This is a genomic window from Salegentibacter chungangensis (assembly GCF_042678405.1).
Lineage (GTDB): Bacteria > Bacteroidota > Bacteroidia > Flavobacteriales > Flavobacteriaceae > Salegentibacter_A > Salegentibacter_A chungangensis.
In genome coordinates this window covers 175349-190704 of sequence record NZ_JBHTLI010000003.1, presented here as the reverse complement: position 1 = coordinate 190704, position 15356 = coordinate 175349, and the positions used below count along the sequence as shown (strand labels likewise).

General features: G+C 43.7%; 12 protein-coding genes. 6 read left to right on the top strand and 6 right to left on the bottom strand.

Features of this window, described 5'->3' with window-relative positions; translation table 11 throughout:
* Positions 1-17 precede the first annotated feature (17 nt).
* Positions 18-2021, top strand: coding sequence for a cell division protein FtsZ (ftsZ, locus tag ACFQ3Q_RS13380; protein ID WP_380746672.1), 2004 nt, complete (start codon positions 18-20; stop codon positions 2019-2021).
* A 64-nt stretch (positions 2022-2085) separates the two neighbouring features.
* Here ftsZ and ACFQ3Q_RS13375 read toward each other — a convergent pair whose 3' ends face one another.
* The 5 genes from ACFQ3Q_RS13375 to dacB all read right to left on the bottom strand — a co-directional run bounded on the left by ACFQ3Q_RS13375 (position 2086) and on the right by dacB (position 7113).
* Positions 2086-2289, bottom strand: a complete 204-nt coding sequence (locus tag ACFQ3Q_RS13375) for a hypothetical protein (RefSeq protein WP_380746670.1) — start codon at positions 2287-2289, stop codon at positions 2086-2088.
* Positions 2290-2505: 216 nt separating this feature from the next.
* Positions 2506-3063, bottom strand: a complete 558-nt coding sequence (locus tag ACFQ3Q_RS13370; protein ID WP_380746668.1) for a hypothetical protein — start codon at positions 3061-3063, stop codon at positions 2506-2508.
* Between the two features lie 13 nt (positions 3064-3076).
* Complete coding sequence (locus ACFQ3Q_RS13365) at positions 3077-4606, bottom strand: helicase HerA-like domain-containing protein (protein WP_380746666.1); 1530 nt, start codon at positions 4604-4606, stop codon at positions 3077-3079.
* 74 nt (positions 4607-4680) lie between these two features.
* On the bottom strand, positions 4681-5742 hold the full coding sequence (locus ACFQ3Q_RS13360; protein WP_380746664.1) for a S66 peptidase family protein: 1062 nt from the start codon (positions 5740-5742) through the stop codon (positions 4681-4683).
* A 30-nt stretch (positions 5743-5772) separates the two neighbouring features.
* Complete coding sequence (gene dacB / locus ACFQ3Q_RS13355; RefSeq protein WP_380746662.1) at positions 5773-7113, bottom strand: D-alanyl-D-alanine carboxypeptidase/D-alanyl-D-alanine endopeptidase; 1341 nt, start codon at positions 7111-7113, stop codon at positions 5773-5775.
* A 134-nt stretch (positions 7114-7247) separates the two neighbouring features.
* Between dacB and ACFQ3Q_RS13350 the strand changes: the two genes are divergently transcribed.
* From ACFQ3Q_RS13350 to ACFQ3Q_RS13330, 5 genes are all read left to right on the top strand, one after another.
* Positions 7248-10430, top strand: coding sequence for a SusC/RagA family TonB-linked outer membrane protein (locus ACFQ3Q_RS13350; protein WP_380746660.1), 3183 nt, complete (start codon positions 7248-7250; stop codon positions 10428-10430).
* Between the two features lie 11 nt (positions 10431-10441).
* Positions 10442-11830 (top strand): SusD/RagB family nutrient-binding outer membrane lipoprotein, encoded by a 1389-nt coding sequence (locus ACFQ3Q_RS13345; protein WP_380746658.1) that lies wholly within the window; start codon positions 10442-10444, stop codon positions 11828-11830.
* 57 nt (positions 11831-11887) lie between these two features.
* Positions 11888-12538, top strand: coding sequence for an N-acetylmuramoyl-L-alanine amidase (locus tag ACFQ3Q_RS13340; protein ID WP_380746656.1), 651 nt, complete (start codon positions 11888-11890; stop codon positions 12536-12538).
* Between the two features lie 3 nt (positions 12539-12541).
* A complete protein-coding gene (locus ACFQ3Q_RS13335; RefSeq protein WP_380746654.1) occupies positions 12542-14017 on the top strand; it encodes a M14 family zinc carboxypeptidase in 1476 nt (491 codons plus the stop codon).
* 67 nt (positions 14018-14084) lie between these two features.
* Complete coding sequence (locus ACFQ3Q_RS13330) at positions 14085-14717, top strand: 7-carboxy-7-deazaguanine synthase QueE (RefSeq protein WP_380746652.1); 633 nt, start codon at positions 14085-14087, stop codon at positions 14715-14717.
* Positions 14718-14765: 48 nt separating this feature from the next.
* Here ACFQ3Q_RS13330 and ACFQ3Q_RS13325 read toward each other — a convergent pair whose 3' ends face one another.
* Complete coding sequence (locus ACFQ3Q_RS13325; protein WP_380746650.1) at positions 14766-15335, bottom strand: DUF2911 domain-containing protein; 570 nt, start codon at positions 15333-15335, stop codon at positions 14766-14768.
* Between the last annotated feature and the right edge of the window lie 21 nt (positions 15336-15356).

Here is a 15356-nt window from a genome sequence, read left to right as displayed (position 1 = left end):
CCAGTAAAATTGAATTTATGAGCAGTACAGAATTCGGAGACATTTCATTCGATTTACCGAAAAACCAATCGAACGTCATCAAAGTTATTGGTGTTGGTGGAGGTGGTAGTAATGCCATTAACCACATGTTCCAGTTAGGAATTAAAGGAGTGGATTTCGTGGTGTGTAACACCGATTCCCAGGCACTGGAGAACAGTCCTGTTCCTAATAAGATCCAGTTAGGGGTAAGCCTTACCGAAGGTTTAGGAGCCGGAGCCAATCCTCAGATCGGGGAACAGGCCGCGGTGGAAAGCTTCGACGAAATTAAGAACATGCTTGATGTGAATACCAAGATGGTGTTTATCACCGCAGGTATGGGTGGTGGAACCGGAACCGGAGCCGCTCCCGTTATCGCCAAGCAGGCAAAGGAAATGGATATCCTTACCGTAGGTATTGTAACCATTCCTTTCCAGTTCGAAGGTAAGATGAGAAATGAGCAGGCCCAGATAGGGGTTGAGAATCTTCGTAACCACGTAGATTCACTTATTGTGATCAACAATAACAAGCTACGTGAGGTCTACGGAAACCTCGGATTTAAAGCCGGGTTCTCTAAAGCCGATGAGGTTCTTGCCACAGCTTCCCGTGGTATTGCCGAGGTAATTACCCATCACTATACTCAGAACATTGACCTTCGTGATGCGAAGACCGTGTTGAGCAATAGTGGTACTGCAATAATGGGTTCTGCCAACGCTTCAGGTGCCAGCCGTGCTACCGATGCCATTATGAAAGCTCTTGACTCTCCGCTATTGAACGATAATAAAATTACCGGTGCTCAAAATGTATTACTGCTTATAGTTTCTGGTTCAGAGGAGATCACGATTGATGAAATTGGTGAAATTAACGATCACATTCAGGCGGAAGCCGGTCACAGTGCCAACATCATTATGGGGGTAGGTGAAGATGAAGCTCTTGAAGGTGCGATCTCTGTAACGATTATCGCTACGGGGTTTAACGTTGAGCAGCAGAATGAGATCACCAATACCGAAACCAAGAAGATCATTCATACGCTTGAAGACGAACAAAAAGCCGAGCAGGATCTTACTCCGAAGAAAACAGGTTCTTATCCCAACCTTCCTAATCAGAAGACAGAAGAAGAGCCGAAGCCGGAGCCTAAGGAAGAGCCTAAACAAAGCAAGATTGTACATACCCTTGATGATGCTGTTGAAGAGGTGGATGAAGTGGGGAACATCAATAAAAAGGAAGATGCTTTACATACCCCGCCTTCAGCAATGAATATGGAGGTAGATTATGAAGAAGTGAATCCTGATGATTTTATCATTAACGATACTTCTGAAGAGGTAAATAATATGGAAGTGAATGAGCCTGAAGAGGTGAATGCTGAGAATGATGATCAGTTTATGTTTACTTTCGATTTTCCCTTAAATCAGCAAAAGGAACAACAGCAGCAGGCTCAACAGGAGAACAGATCTTCTGAGCCTAAACAGACTCAGCAAAGGGAAGAGACTCCAAAAGCTGAAACCAACCAGAAACCGGAAGCTATCGAGGTTAATGAGCCTGTAGAGATCATTCCTGTAACCGAGAGCTCGGCTAAAGGAGTGAAGCGTTACAGCCTGGATGATTATATGGAATTTGAGCAGAAAATGGACAGCTCAAAACCAGAGAAGAAAGAAGAACCTAAAGATGAAACAGTAGCTTTTGAAAAAAGAACCGTGAGTCCAAAGCCGGAATCTGATAAGGCTTCAGATAATGAAGATCCTTTCAATAGCCCTATATCAGATGTTCTTATTGAGCGTGCTGCAGAACGCAGAAAGAAGATGAAGGAGTTTAATTATAAATTCAGAAGCAATGCTGCGCAGATAGATGAGATCGAAAAGCAGCCTGCCTACAAGCGTGCAGGGGTAGATCTTGACCAGTCTAATCCAGGAGAGAATAAATTATCCCGCACCAGCGTAAGCAAGGACGACGATGATGATCTTCATTTTAGAAGTAACAACTCCTTTCTGCACGATAATGTAGATTAGGAAGAGAGTTTAATCCAATAAAAAAGGTGCCAGATGGCACCTTTTTTTGTTTAATCGCTTAATGTTATTGGTGGTTTTCCTGTTCGATGACATCGGTATCTTTTCGGCGTTTAATAAGGGAGATCCCGGCAAAGAAAAATACAACTCCAATTATTGTGAGTGCCCAGGGGCTAAGCATAAGTCCTATGCTTCCAAAGATCCCTAATACTCCCATTACGAGGGCAATTGCCCCGCCAATGGTCATAATCATTCCTAAAACTTTAATCATAACATATTAGTTTTGGTTAGATGATAAAGTTATATAAAGAATCCATACTCCCTGCAGGATTAACATTTCATAAAGAATATAAGGGTCTGAGATTTGGAGGTTTATGGACATAAAAAAGCCTTTTCTCTCTGATGTTTCCCGGGATTTCCGGGATCTGAGAAAAGGCTTGTTTTAGCTGAAAATTGTGATATGAATTCAGCCGAAATTGGCTGAATTTTAATTCCAGTAGATCATAAAGTACTTGATCTTGGCGTCGTCCGGGATCTGAGAAGCCCTGATCTTGGTCTCGGTATCATACCTAAGGCTCGATGGGAGCTCTTTTTTATCTATGGTGATATAGGCATTGATCTCATCAAGAAAGACCACCGCAGCACTTAAGGTATTTTCTATCCTGGAGATGTTATAATTCTCCACAATGTCCTTAAAAGTGCTTTTAGTGCTCAGGCCTGCCTTGGTTTCAAAGCGGGGATCCATTATCCTGATGTTCCCTATCGTACTTGTAGAGTCGAATTCCTGCAGCGGCTCAAGGATCATTAAGGTTTTTCCGCCTTTCTCAAAAACCTTGATCTCGTCTACAGATCTGAATTGCTGCGCCCCACTGGTTTGTCTCACAATAGAGTCATCTGGGAATATGGAATCTAACTGGTTGATCTTTATTTCTTTTTTAAGAGGTCCCACCTGCGTGGCGGTGATCAGGAACGGATCATCTTCGTCACTGGTGCAGGAAAATAAAAAAACGGAAACCAATAAAGTTAAAAGAAACTTGTTTTTCATGATGTGAATTTTGCTATTTGATTAGTTTGTTTAAAACGCCCATTACTCCTCTTATAAAGGTGGCACTGGTTAATACTTTTATAATTGCTTTTTCTGTTGAGTTCTTGTTGGCCTTTCTTCTTCGGGGGCTTGCCTTTTCCAGTTCTCTTCGTTCTTCTTCTGCCTTTTTTCTTGCCTTTTCCTCATCGGCCTTTTCAATCTTTTTGGTCAGGAGCTCATAGGCGCTTTCCCTGTCTATCTCTTCATTGTATTTTCGGCACAGCTCTGAAGAAGCTATGAGCTCTTCGAGTTCCTTAGAACTTAAGATATCCATCCGGCTCATTGGGGCCCTTAACATCGTGGCCGCCAGTGGTGCCGGTCTTCCTTTTTCATCTAAAGCCGAAACAAGGGCCTCACCAGTACCTAACGTGGTAATGAGGTTTTTGGTATCGTAAAATTGCGAGATCGGGTAATTTTCTGCCGCCAGTTTTATGGCTTTTCGGTCTTTGGCTGTAAATGCCCGTAAAGCGTGCTGAATTTTAAGTCCCAGCTGCCCCAGCACCTCTGAAGGTACATCAGTAGGGTCCTGGGTGACGAAATACAGCCCGACTCCTTTAGACCTTATAAGTTTTACGATGCTTTCTATTTGTTCCATCAGGGCATCTGAAGCTTCCTTAAAAATAAGATGTGCTTCATCAATAAATAAGACCAGTTCGGGTTTGTCACTGTCACCTTTTTCAGGAAAGGTATTATAGATCTCTGCCAGCAGGCTGAGCATAAAGGTTGAAAACAGTTTTGGTTTATCCTGGATATCGGTAAGCCTCAGGATATTTATAAATCCGCGACCGTCTTTATCTTTTCGTTTCAGGTCCTGCACCTCAAAAGATCGTTCTCCAAAGAAAAGATCTGCTCCCTGTTGTTCCAGGCTTACTATCTTTCTTAGGATCGCTCCCGTAGAAGCCGAAGAAATGCGGCCGTATTCTTTTTCAAACTCTTCCCTGCCTTCATCTGTTGCATATTGCAATACCTTTTTAAGGTCCTTCAGGTCCAGCAGGGGTAAATGATGGTCATCGCAATATTTAAAGATGATAGACAAGATCCCGGCCTGGGTGTCTGATACGTCTAAAATCCTTGAGAGTAATACCGGCCCGAATTCACTTACGGTTGCCCGTAACCATACCCCGTTCTGTTCCGAAAGACTAAGGAATTCCACGGGAAAAGATCTCGGTTCAAACGGGATCCCGATCTTTTTATGCCGGTCGTCTATAAAACTATTGCCTTCAGAAGCTTTGGCGATTCCGCTAAGGTCTCCCTTCACATCCATAAGCAGGACCGGAACCCCTTTTTCTGAAAGGTTCTCGGCAATGATCTGAAGCGTTTTTGATTTTCCCGTTCCGGTAGCACCGGCAATAAGGCCGTGCCTGTTCAGGGTCTTTAATGGAAGTTTAACCCCGGCATCGGCAAAGACTTCACCATCCAGCATCGCGGCGCCTAAATGAATATAATCTCCCTTGGGTTGATACCCGGAAGAAATATGTTCGGTAAACGCCGTGTCTTTAGCCAAAACTGAAATTTTTATAAAAATAAGAATTCACTGCCGATTGCAGGGATTTATTTTTTGCTTATGAATATGGTGGATTATTTCACTGCGGGGCGAAGCAGCTGAATGGTCCCGTTTTCAGCATTCATTTCGGCTTCTATCCCGTTAGGGATGGTCACGTTGTTATCAATATGGCCTATCATAGCTCCCGAATAAGCCGGTATATCCAGGGGTTTGATGTAGTGATCTATTACTTCCTCCATAGTCAGCGATCCGTAACCACTGCCTCCGGGATCACAGTCGGTACATTTTCCGAATATAAAACCGCTAATCTGGTCAAATACTCCGGCGAGGTAGAGCTGTGACATCATCCGGTCTACAGCATAGATCTTTTCACCCACATCTTCTATGTAGAGGATCTTACCGTTCCAGTCTTGCGGAAAATATTCAGATCCCATTATTCCTGTCATTACGGAAAGATTTCCACCAAGCAGACGGCCTTTTACAACTCCGGGTGTGATGGTCCTTATCCGGTCTTTGGTTTGTGTAAGCTCATCTCCTTTGTCTGATGGATTCTCGAATTTGAGCTCCTGTTTCTCGAACAGCAGGTTTTTCAGGTGGCTTGTACTGAAGCTGTTCCAGGTAGAAACCGCTACCGGGCCGTGAAAGGTCACCAGTCCTGTCTTTTTGAAGATGGCCAGGTGTAAGGCGGTAATGTCGCTGTAGCCGATAAATATCTTAGGATTAGTTTTAATAGCTTCATAATCGAGTTTGTCAAGGATCCTGGCAGACCCCGATCCGCCTCTAAGGGCAATGACCGCCTTTATTTCAGGATCACGGAACATGGTGTTAAGCTCTTCAGCCCGCTCCTCGTCGGTACCGGCAAGGTGCCCGTAGCGGTTTTTGGTGTTTTTTCCGAATTTTACCTTGAGGCCCATAGCTTCAAAAGATTCCCTGGCTATTTCATAAGGTTCTGTTTCAAAGATGGCGCTGGCCGGGCTCACGATCCCGATGGTGTCCCCCTGGCTTAAGGATTCGGGGATAATGATATCTTCGTCAGAATTGAAATTTTGAAGGAATTCAGGCGTGCCTGCAAAAGAGGATAAAGGGAAGGCAAGGCTCCCGATTCCAACATTCTGTATAAATTTTCTTCTTTCCATATGATGCTTTAATATCTGTTGAGGTTCTTGTTAGTAATTATCGCGAATGATCTTCAGGATATTTTCCATTCCGTCCTTTAAGGCTGAAGTAGGGATGGTGTAATTACTGTTCATAAAGCTAAAGATCAAAATTTTTCCCGATTTAGTCTTTAATAATCCACTTAAACTATGATTGTTGCTCAGTGTTCCGGTCTTGGCAAAAATGTAGGGAACATCGGCTTTGTAATAATTTTCTAAGGTTCCCGATTTTCCTCCTGTGGCCATCATCCCGAATAATCTCTCCTGTGGGACTTCTTTTTTGATCTTTTCGAGCAACTTCACCATTGTTCTCGGGGTGAATAGGTTATAGCGGGAAAGACCTGAGCCGTCTACCCAAACCGGTTTGTCCGGCAGGTCTTTAAGATGGTTTTCCTTCATATAATCTATGGCGATACGGGTCTTTAGCGTATCTGACACCTTTCCGGCCGCCATTAAGAGGATCTGCTCTGCAATAAAATTATCGCTTTTTTCCAGCATTCTCTTATAAAGGCTGTCGGTTGGGATGCTGTATAAGGTTTGATCGAGTGCTATTCCCGTAGGTATTTTTGAAATGATCTGAATATCCTTATGAATGCTGTCTTCTATTAAGCTAACCAGCAATTCGTCTGAAGTCTTAAAAGGCACACTTCTGCTGAATTCTTCTTCTTTGTTATGATTAGATATTTTAAAGGAGTTCTTTGAGATGGCTCTTCTCACTCCCGGAGCAGTTTCGGTGTCTTCCGGCAGTACGATGGAATCTCTGAATAGTTCCGGTCTTATTTCAGGAATTTCACCTGATCTTTTAAAACTAAAATCAACCCGGTTGCCGTAGATGGGCATTGCCGACCTTTCCACAGAATAATAGGCGTTATAATCGTCCCAGGACCAGCCGGGGCCGAAATATTTCTCATTGTATACCGGCTTGAGATAGTACAGGTCTTCTTTCGCATTAGCTAAAAATTCGATCACCCCGGACTCTGGCAGGTCCGGATTGAGAAACGAAGGGTCACCTGTACCCTTAAAGATAAGACTGTCGTTCACTTTAGTAAATTTCAGAGCCGGCACCGAATCTCCCAGGATCTTAAGTCCCGTATAGAAAGTGAATAATTTGGTGTTAGAGGCGGGGGTAAAATACTTACCTGAATTATACTCATAGAGCATTTTGTTTGTTTCCGGGTCATAAACCGCAAGGCCGGCAAAGCCCTGCTGAAAAACAGGGGAGGCCTCCAGGCTCGCGTCAATTTGATTGTTGGTCCTTTTAAGGCTGGAGCAGGAGGTGAGGATAAAAATTAATAGGAGGGATCCAGTTAAAATTCCCGGTTTATGCTGAAGAAGTCTTTTTTTGATATTCATTAAAAAATTAAATTAATATAAATAGATAATTAAACTTTTTGTGAAAGAATTGATGGTAAATGTATAAAATTATGTAGCTAATGCGAATTTGTATATATTTAATATTAGTTTATAACTTCATTAACACCTAAGGAATGAGAAAAAAAATTACGTTTTTAGCCTTACTGGCTATTTTTCAGGCGGCAAATCTTTTTGCCCAGGAAATTACAGTTAGCGGGACGGTAACATCCGCTAAAGACAACACGACTTTACCAGGGGTAAATGTTCTTATTAAAAGCACCAACCAGGGAACGGTTACTGATATGGATGGAAACTATTCCATTGAAGTAGATGAAACAGCTACCCTGGTATTTTCATCAGTTGGGTTCGAGACAAGAGAGGTTGATGTGGCAGGACAGACTGTTATTAACATCAGCCTTCAGGAAGATCTTGAAAGCCTGGACGAGGTAGTGGTTACTGCCCTCGGGATTTCCAGAGAAAAGAAATCATTGGGTTATGCAACTCAGGAGGTTCAGGGGGAAGATCTAAACCTTACCAATGAACAGAATGTTCTGGGATCTCTCTCCGGGCGTGTGGCCGGAGTACAGGTCACCGGCTCTTCGGGTGCCAGTATGGGGGGGACCCAGAAGATCAAGATCCGTGGGGTGAACTCCATTGGAGCTGGCGATCAGCCTCTGATAGTTGTTGACGGGACACCCATATCCAACGCCAATTTTTCCGGCAGCGACGGGGCAGATTACGGGAACCTTGGGCAGGATATCAATCCTGCAGATATTGAATCGGTTAACGTATTGAAGGGCCCGGCTGCTTCGGCATTATATGGAATTCGCGGGCAGTATGGTGTGATAATGATCACCACAAAAAAGGGAGAGAAAGGAGTTAAGGATGTCAGGGTTCAGCTGAACTCTTCATTCTCTATTGAGAGAGCCGGGAACTTTCTGCCAAAACAGAATATGTATGGTGGTGGTTCCAGTCAGGAATTCAGAACCCTTTCCAATGGAGATCCATACGTAGATATGAGCGTGGATGAGAGTTGGGGACCTAAAATGGACGGAACTCCTGTGAGACAGGTCTTCAGTTTTTATCCTCAGGACCCTACTTATGGACAGTTAACTCCGTTTGTTGCTCATCCTGATAACATTGAAGATTATTATGAAACAGGGTACAACCTGAATAACGGAGTGAATGTTTCCGGAGGAAATGAAAATACTACTTACAGGATCAGTCTCAACGATACCAGAATTGAGGGGGTAGAGCCTAATACGCATTTAGACAGGAACAATTTGGGTGTGAATGCAAGCCTGGACATCACCGACGAGCTTACAGTGTCTACCAATATCAACTATGCGCGAAACGACGCGCAGCGCCCGGGACAGGGCTCCGAATACGGGGTTGCTTACTTTAATCAATGGTTCCAGCGTAACCTTGATATGAACCGGCTTAAAGATTATCAGTATGATGACGGGACCTTTTTACACTGGAATCTTCGCAGGCCAGATTCCGAAACCGGGGAAATAACTAATTTCCGACCCCTGTACTGGAATAACCCTTATTTTGAAGCTTACGAAAATACCTCCAACGACAGTCGGGACAGATTGTTTGGTGATGTGAGTCTTAAGTATCAGCTTTTTCCTGAACTGGAAATTAGTGGAGCTATAAGAACCGACATGTATACCCAGAATATTGAAAGCAGAACCGCTTTTGGCGGGAAAAGTTTACCGGGATATTTCGTTGGAAAATTCCAGAATAAAGAAATGAACTACGAGCTTATTGCCCAGTACAGCAAGAAATTCGAAGATTTTTCAGTAAACGGAACGTTAGGGGGGAATATCTTTAACCGTAAATACTCCTACTTGTCTATGCAAACAGTGGGAGGGCTTTCGGCACCGGGCTTCTATAATATTGAGGCGTCCATAGACAGACCGGAGAATACTTCTTATAAACTGAATAAGCAGATAAGAAGTGCTTTTGCAATGCTGTCTCTTGGGTACCTTGACACTTATTTCATTGATGCCTCAATCAGGAACGATAACTCCTCTGCCTTGCCGGAGGACAATAACTCATACTGGTATCCTTCGGTATCAGGAAGTATGATCTTTAGTGAGTTGATGGACTGGGATCCCTTGTCTTTTGGTAAGATAAGAGCCAGTTATGCAAAGGCCGGGTCAGACCTGAGCCCATACCAGACCAAAGAAGCTTTCGGGGTAGGAACCGTTTACGGAAATACGAACACTTTGTTTGTTCCTGATAACCTGAACAATCCTGATATTCAACCTTCATTTGCCCATTCTTATGAGGCAGGACTGGATCTGAGGTTCTTTAAAAGTCGGTTGGGAATAGATTTCACTTACTACGAACAGAAAAACAAGAATCAGATCATTAGTCTTGATGTTTCAGGAGCAAGTGGATATGAATCCAGTACCATTAATGCAGGCTTGATCCAGAACAAAGGGATTGAGCTTAGCCTTACCGGTAAACCCGTTAAAACAGATAATTTTACCTGGGATGTGATCTTTAACATAAACAGGAACCGTAGTGAAGTTGTAGAACTTGCTCCGGGAATAGATGTTTATACCTATGGTTCCACTACCTATTCAAGTGTTACAAGTTATCTTAACTCTTATGAGGGTGAACCTTTTGGTAGTCTTGTAGGCCAGGCTTATCAACGGGATGAAGCAACAGGGGAGATTCTGTTAGGTGAAGACAATATGCCTTTATATACCGATGCGACTCATAATTTTGGAAGCGTACTTCCTGATTTTACGGGCGGTTTCCAGAATACCTTCAAATACGGTAATTTCTCTCTTGCTGCAATGATAGACTTCCAGGGCGGAGGACAGTTCTTTAGCCGTTCTAAAATGCTGGGAGTGAGAACAGGGCAGGATCCTATTACCGTGGCAATTAATGACCGTGGCGCAAATGTGAGAGACCCACTGGAAGAAGGTGGAGGGGTGAAGGTTACCGGGATTTCTGCCGAAACCGGAGAGCCTGTGGAAGCCTATGTAGATGCCCGTTCTTACTATCGCAATGTGGTAGGCAGAAGAATTTACGAGGAATGGTTGTTCGATGCTTCCTATATAAAACTGAGAGAGGTAAGGTTAGGCTATACCTTTGGAAAAAACCTGCTGAATAACCTGCCTTTTGATGCTGTGAATCTTGCTCTTATTGCGAGAAATCCTGCAATGATCTGGCAGGAAGCTCCTGATGGGATTGATCCTTCCGAGATTTCCAGAGGTGGACAATCAATTAGCTGGTATGAATCAGGACAGTTGGCAAGCGTAAGATCTTACGGGTTAAACCTAAACATCACATTTTAAAGAATAGAGAAATGAAAAAGACTTATATAATTATATTATCGATCTGCCTGGCTTTTACGGGCTGTGACAATTTTGATGAAGATATTAATGTAAACCCAAACCTGCCAAGTGAAGCATCCGGGACTCAGCTTATCGCAAATGCCCAGCTTTTCTTGCCCGGCCTTAGCTCTTCGCCCTATGGGGAATTCCTTGCGCAATATCTGGCAGAAACCCAGTATGTGGGGTCATCGCTTTACCCCCAGGAAAGCTCCAGTTTTTATGGGTATTATGAAGGTCCCTTAAAGAATCTTCAAACAGTGATTGAATCTGAAGATCTTAACGGGAATGATGGGCCTGTGCCTAACCAGTTGGCGGTAGCCAGGATTCTAAGGGCTTATTTCTATTGGAATATCACAGACAGATGGGGAGATGTTCCGTATACCGAAGCTTTGATGGGGTCAGATAATTTTACCCCTGCCTACGACACTCAGGAATTTATCTATAATGATTTGTTTGAAGAGTTGAAAGAAGCAACCGATATGATGGTTGCCGGGTCTATCGAGAATGATATTGTGTATGGTGGCGATATGTCTAAATGGAGAAAATTTGCTAATTCCATCCGTCTTATAATGGCCCTTCGACTATCTGAAGTGGATGCTTCCAAAGCTGAGGCAGAATTCAATGCAGCGCTGAATGATGGGGTATTTACTTCCAATGACGATAACCTTGTCTTTAGACATCTGGCTGATGCCAATAATCAAAATTACTGGTATACTGAGGTGGTAGACAGAAACAGGGAATGGTGGGCCTTAACCGAAAACCTGGTGGAAGAAATGAAGCCGGTGAATGATCCGCGACTTCCTGTCTACGGGGACCCTGCAAGAGCGAATGAAGAATTTGTAGGTTTGAAGTACGGAGAGGAAGATAATATTGGAACAGAAGAATTTTCACTTCTGGGCTCCGATATTATAGCCCAGGATGCTCCTGTATACCTGATGACCTATGCAGAGTTGCTATTTGCCAGGGCAGAAGCCGCGGCAAGAGGATGGACCGATGAAGATGCAGCAGCCAATTATAATATGGCTGTGGAACAATCTATCCTGCAATGGACTGGTAGTTCTGAAGGAATAGATGATTTTCTGGCTCAACAGGAAATTGCTTTCGATCCTGATAATGCCATCGAGAAGATCTCTAACCAGAGATGGGTGCATTTGTATATGTTCGGGTATGAAGCCTGGTCAGAATGGCGAAGAACAGGATTTCCAAATGATCTTGTTTCACCGAATGGTGTAGATGTTCCAACCCGTTTAAGTTATCCCGATAATGAAGCCTTTAATAATACAGCAAATTATGAAGAAGCTGTGCAAAGGCAATTTGGAGGAGAGGACAGCATTTATGGCCAAGTATGGTGGGATCAGTAAAAATAATTTGTTTACTTAGGGCCGGCTCAATGCCGGCCTTTTTAATTTAATATTCAGATGAAAAGAATTCTAATTCTCTTATTGGTGTTAAGCGGTTGCGCTTCACCGAAAATTATTGACAAGCCAGTCGTGTTTAATGAAGCGCGGAAGGAGCTCAGTCTTCAGTATATGAAGGACCGCTATGGAGTCCAAAAGGAAGAACCTCAGATAGAGCCTAAGATGATCGTGCTGCACTGGACCGCGATCCCCGATTTTGAAAGTTCCTACAATGCTTTCAAAGACCCGGAATTACCTGGTCACCGCGATGAGATAGCCGGCGCGGGAAGCCTGAATGTCTCGGCACATTTTCTGGTAGACAGAGATGGTAAGATCTACAGGCTGATGCCCGAGACCACTATGGCCAGGCACGTGATCGGGCTTAATCACGCTGCGATTGGGGTGGAGAATGTCGGAGGCACCAAGGACACTCCAATGACCGAGGCGCAGGTAAAGGCAAATATCAGGCTGGTAAAATACCTGGATAAGAAATATGATATAGATTACCTTCTTGGTCATTATGAGTATACCAATTTTGAAGGGCACGAGCTCTGGCTTGAAAAAGATGAAGGCTACAGGACCGAAAAGACCGATCCCGGAGAAGAGTTTATGACAAAGGTGAGAAAGGCCGTTAAAAATCTTAACTTTAAACCGGTTCCTCAAAAACAATAAAAAATGCGAAAGATCATACCATTCAGATTACTGATAATCCTCTTCGTTTTGGCGGGGATGAATATAAATGCACAGAATTCAGGTTTTACCGAAAAACTTTGGAAAAGCTACGATCAGTATAAAAATGAAAAGATAGAGATCAGAAGGTTCAAGCACAAAGATCTTGTTCCGCTGCTTGATGAATTCAGCGGTCATCCTCAATTTGAGATCAATAAGGTTGGAGAATCCATAGAAGGGAGAAGCCTAAACCTTATCAGTATAGGAAACGGGGATACAGATGTTTTTCTCTGGTCACAGATGCACGGCGACGAGTCTACCGCCACAATGGCCATTCTTGATATCCTGAATTTCTTTGATTCCGAAGACTTTAAAGAGGAGAAGAAAGTGATGCTGGATCAACTGCGCATTCACTTCCTGCCAATGCTCAATCCGGATGGCGCTGAGGTCTTTGAGCGCCGAAATGCTCTTGGTGTAGATGTGAACAGGGATGCTTTGCGTTTACAGTCGCCGGAAAGCAGGACGCTGAAACGTGTAAGAGATAGTCTTGATGCCGATTTCGGCTTCAACCTGCACGATCAGAGCCGTTATTACAATGCTGAGCGTACCGAAAAACCCGCTACCATTTCTTTCCTGGCACCTGCCTTTAATTATGAGAAGGACATCAATGATGTTCGCGGGAGATCGATGAAGCTGATCGTTGAGATGAACAAAGTGCTTCAGAAATATGCGCCGGGCCAGGTTGGGCGGTATAATGACGATTTTGAGCCACGGGCTTTTGGAGATAATATTCAGAAATGGGGCACGAGCACGGTGCTTATAGAATCGGGAGGTTTTCCCGGGGACAGGGAAAAACAGGAAATACGAAAGCTTAATTTTATAGCGATTCTTTCAGCTTTAAATTCTATAGCCACCGGAGATTATGAAAATGCAAGTCTTGCCGAATATGAAACCATCCCGAATAATGACAGGCAGTTATTCGATCTGAAGCTGGAGGGGGTTACTTACGAACTCAAGGGTAAACCTTATATCCTGGACCTTGCCATTAACCTGAACGAACAGGATATTGATGAGAATACCGACTTCTTTTATGTGGGTCGGGTAGTAGATCAGGGAGACCTTTCTACCGGGTATGCTTACGAGAGCTTTGACGCTTCGGGTTATACACTTGATTTTGGAAAGGTCTATCCTGAGGTCCTGGAAGATGTCTCAGATTTAAGCGATCTGGATTTCACAGAACTTTTAAGCAGGGGTGTCGGATACATTCGGCTTGAAGAACTACCGGAAGATCATAGTTTTACCGGTTATCCTGTAAACCTGGTTTCGGAAGATTTCAGTCTTAATAAGGAGCTGTTGCCCGGAAGAAACGCTACCTTCTTTCTTAAGAAGAACGGCGAGACAGCATATGTGGTAATGAACGGCTTTCTTTTTAAACCTGGAGAGGCTGCAGAACAGGTGGAAAACGGATTGATCTTTCACTAATTCCGTTACAGATAATCATTTGCGTTGAGGCGATCTAAAAGTTAGATATTCCGTATCTTTGCACGCTATGATTACAGAAGAGACACAGGCGTTGGTTGACAGGGGTATTATGCTTCCTTTGATGGAAGAATTTTATACCATCCAGGGAGAAGGCTTCCATAAAGGTACGGCCGCATATTTTATAAGAATAGGGGGGTGTGATGTAGGTTGTCACTGGTGTGATGTTAAGGAAAGCTGGGATGCAGGTCTGCACCCGCCAACTCATATAGGGGAAATCGTTGAAAATGCGGTTTCTTACAGCGATACTGTTGTGGTGACGGGAGGAGAGCCGCTTACCTGGGATATGACCGAGCTTACGAAAAGCCTGAAGGCAAAAGGATGTAATATTCATATTGAAACTTCAGGGGCTTATAAACTTACGGGTATCTGGGACTGGATCTGCCTTTCTCCGAAAAAGATCAAGCTGCCCACCGAAGAGATTTATCCTTTGGCGAATGAACTGAAGGTGATCGTTTTTAACAAGCACGATCTGAAGTTCGCTGAAGAGCAGGCCGCAAAGGTAGGGGAGAATTGTATCCTGTACCTGCAGCCGGAATGGAGTAACCGGGAAAAGATGATCCCGCTTATTGTAGACTATGTGATGAAAAACCCGAAATGGAAGGTCTCACTGCAAACGCATAAATACCTGAATATCCCATAATAAAAAACGCCCCTCGAAAGGGGCGTTTTTAGTTGGATCTTATCTTGTTTATTTTACAGTCTTAAACGGAACTTTTACATAGCGGTCGTCCCAGCCTATTAAAAGATTTGCTCCGCTTCCGTCTTCGGCTCTTTCAAAAGCCATAGATAAAGCCTCTATGGTATTGGAGGTTTCTCTTACAGGAACATTGATCCTTACTACGTCTTCTTCTTCAGAATATTCGTAAGCACCCCAGGTATGGGTTTTCTTGTTAAGGATAATGGTCCACTCCTTTTCCTTCGGAATAGTATAAAGGGTGTAATTTCCGGCGTTAATTGTAGCGTCGGCAACTTTCATATCCTGGTAGAGGGTAAGTTCGGTCGCTTCATTGGCTCCCGTTCTCCAAATTTCTCCATAAGGCACCAGTTTCCCGAAAATTTCGCGATCCCTCTTTTGAGGTCGGCTGTAGATTATCCTGGCAACAGGCTGATTGTCCTGGTTGCGATATAAAACAAGATCCATCGGGCTGGCATCCAGTTTTGCAAAATTCGGGGAACGGGCCGGCTCTTCCTGAGCGTAGGCCTCGTTAACTCCCATAAGGGTCATTAGACTTAAGGCTGCAATAATTATTCGTTTCATTGTTTTGAGTTTTTTATTCCA

Coding starts and splice junctions, on each gene's coding strand:
- ftsZ (WP_380746672.1), top strand. CDS start 18: ATGAGCAGTACAGAATTCGGAGACATTTCATTCGATTTACCGAAAAAC.
- ACFQ3Q_RS13375 (WP_380746670.1), bottom strand. CDS start 2,289: ATGATTAAAGTTTTAGGAATGATTATGACCATTGGCGGGGCAATTGCC.
- ACFQ3Q_RS13370 (WP_380746668.1), bottom strand. CDS start 3,063: ATGAAAAACAAGTTTCTTTTAACTTTATTGGTTTCCGTTTTTTTATTT.
- ACFQ3Q_RS13360 (WP_380746664.1), bottom strand. CDS start 5,742: ATGGAAAGAAGAAAATTTATACAGAATGTTGGAATCGGGAGCCTTGCC.
- dacB (WP_380746662.1), bottom strand. CDS start 7,113: ATGAATATCAAAAAAAGACTTCTTCAGCATAAACCGGGAATTTTAACT.
- ACFQ3Q_RS13350 (WP_380746660.1), top strand. CDS start 7,248: ATGAGAAAAAAAATTACGTTTTTAGCCTTACTGGCTATTTTTCAGGCG.
- ACFQ3Q_RS13345 (WP_380746658.1), top strand. CDS start 10,442: ATGAAAAAGACTTATATAATTATATTATCGATCTGCCTGGCTTTTACG.
- ACFQ3Q_RS13340 (WP_380746656.1), top strand. CDS start 11,888: ATGAAAAGAATTCTAATTCTCTTATTGGTGTTAAGCGGTTGCGCTTCA.
- ACFQ3Q_RS13335 (WP_380746654.1), top strand. CDS start 12,542: ATGCGAAAGATCATACCATTCAGATTACTGATAATCCTCTTCGTTTTG.
- ACFQ3Q_RS13330 (WP_380746652.1), top strand. CDS start 14,085: ATGATTACAGAAGAGACACAGGCGTTGGTTGACAGGGGTATTATGCTT.
- ACFQ3Q_RS13325 (WP_380746650.1), bottom strand. CDS start 15,335: ATGAAACGAATAATTATTGCAGCCTTAAGTCTAATGACCCTTATGGGA.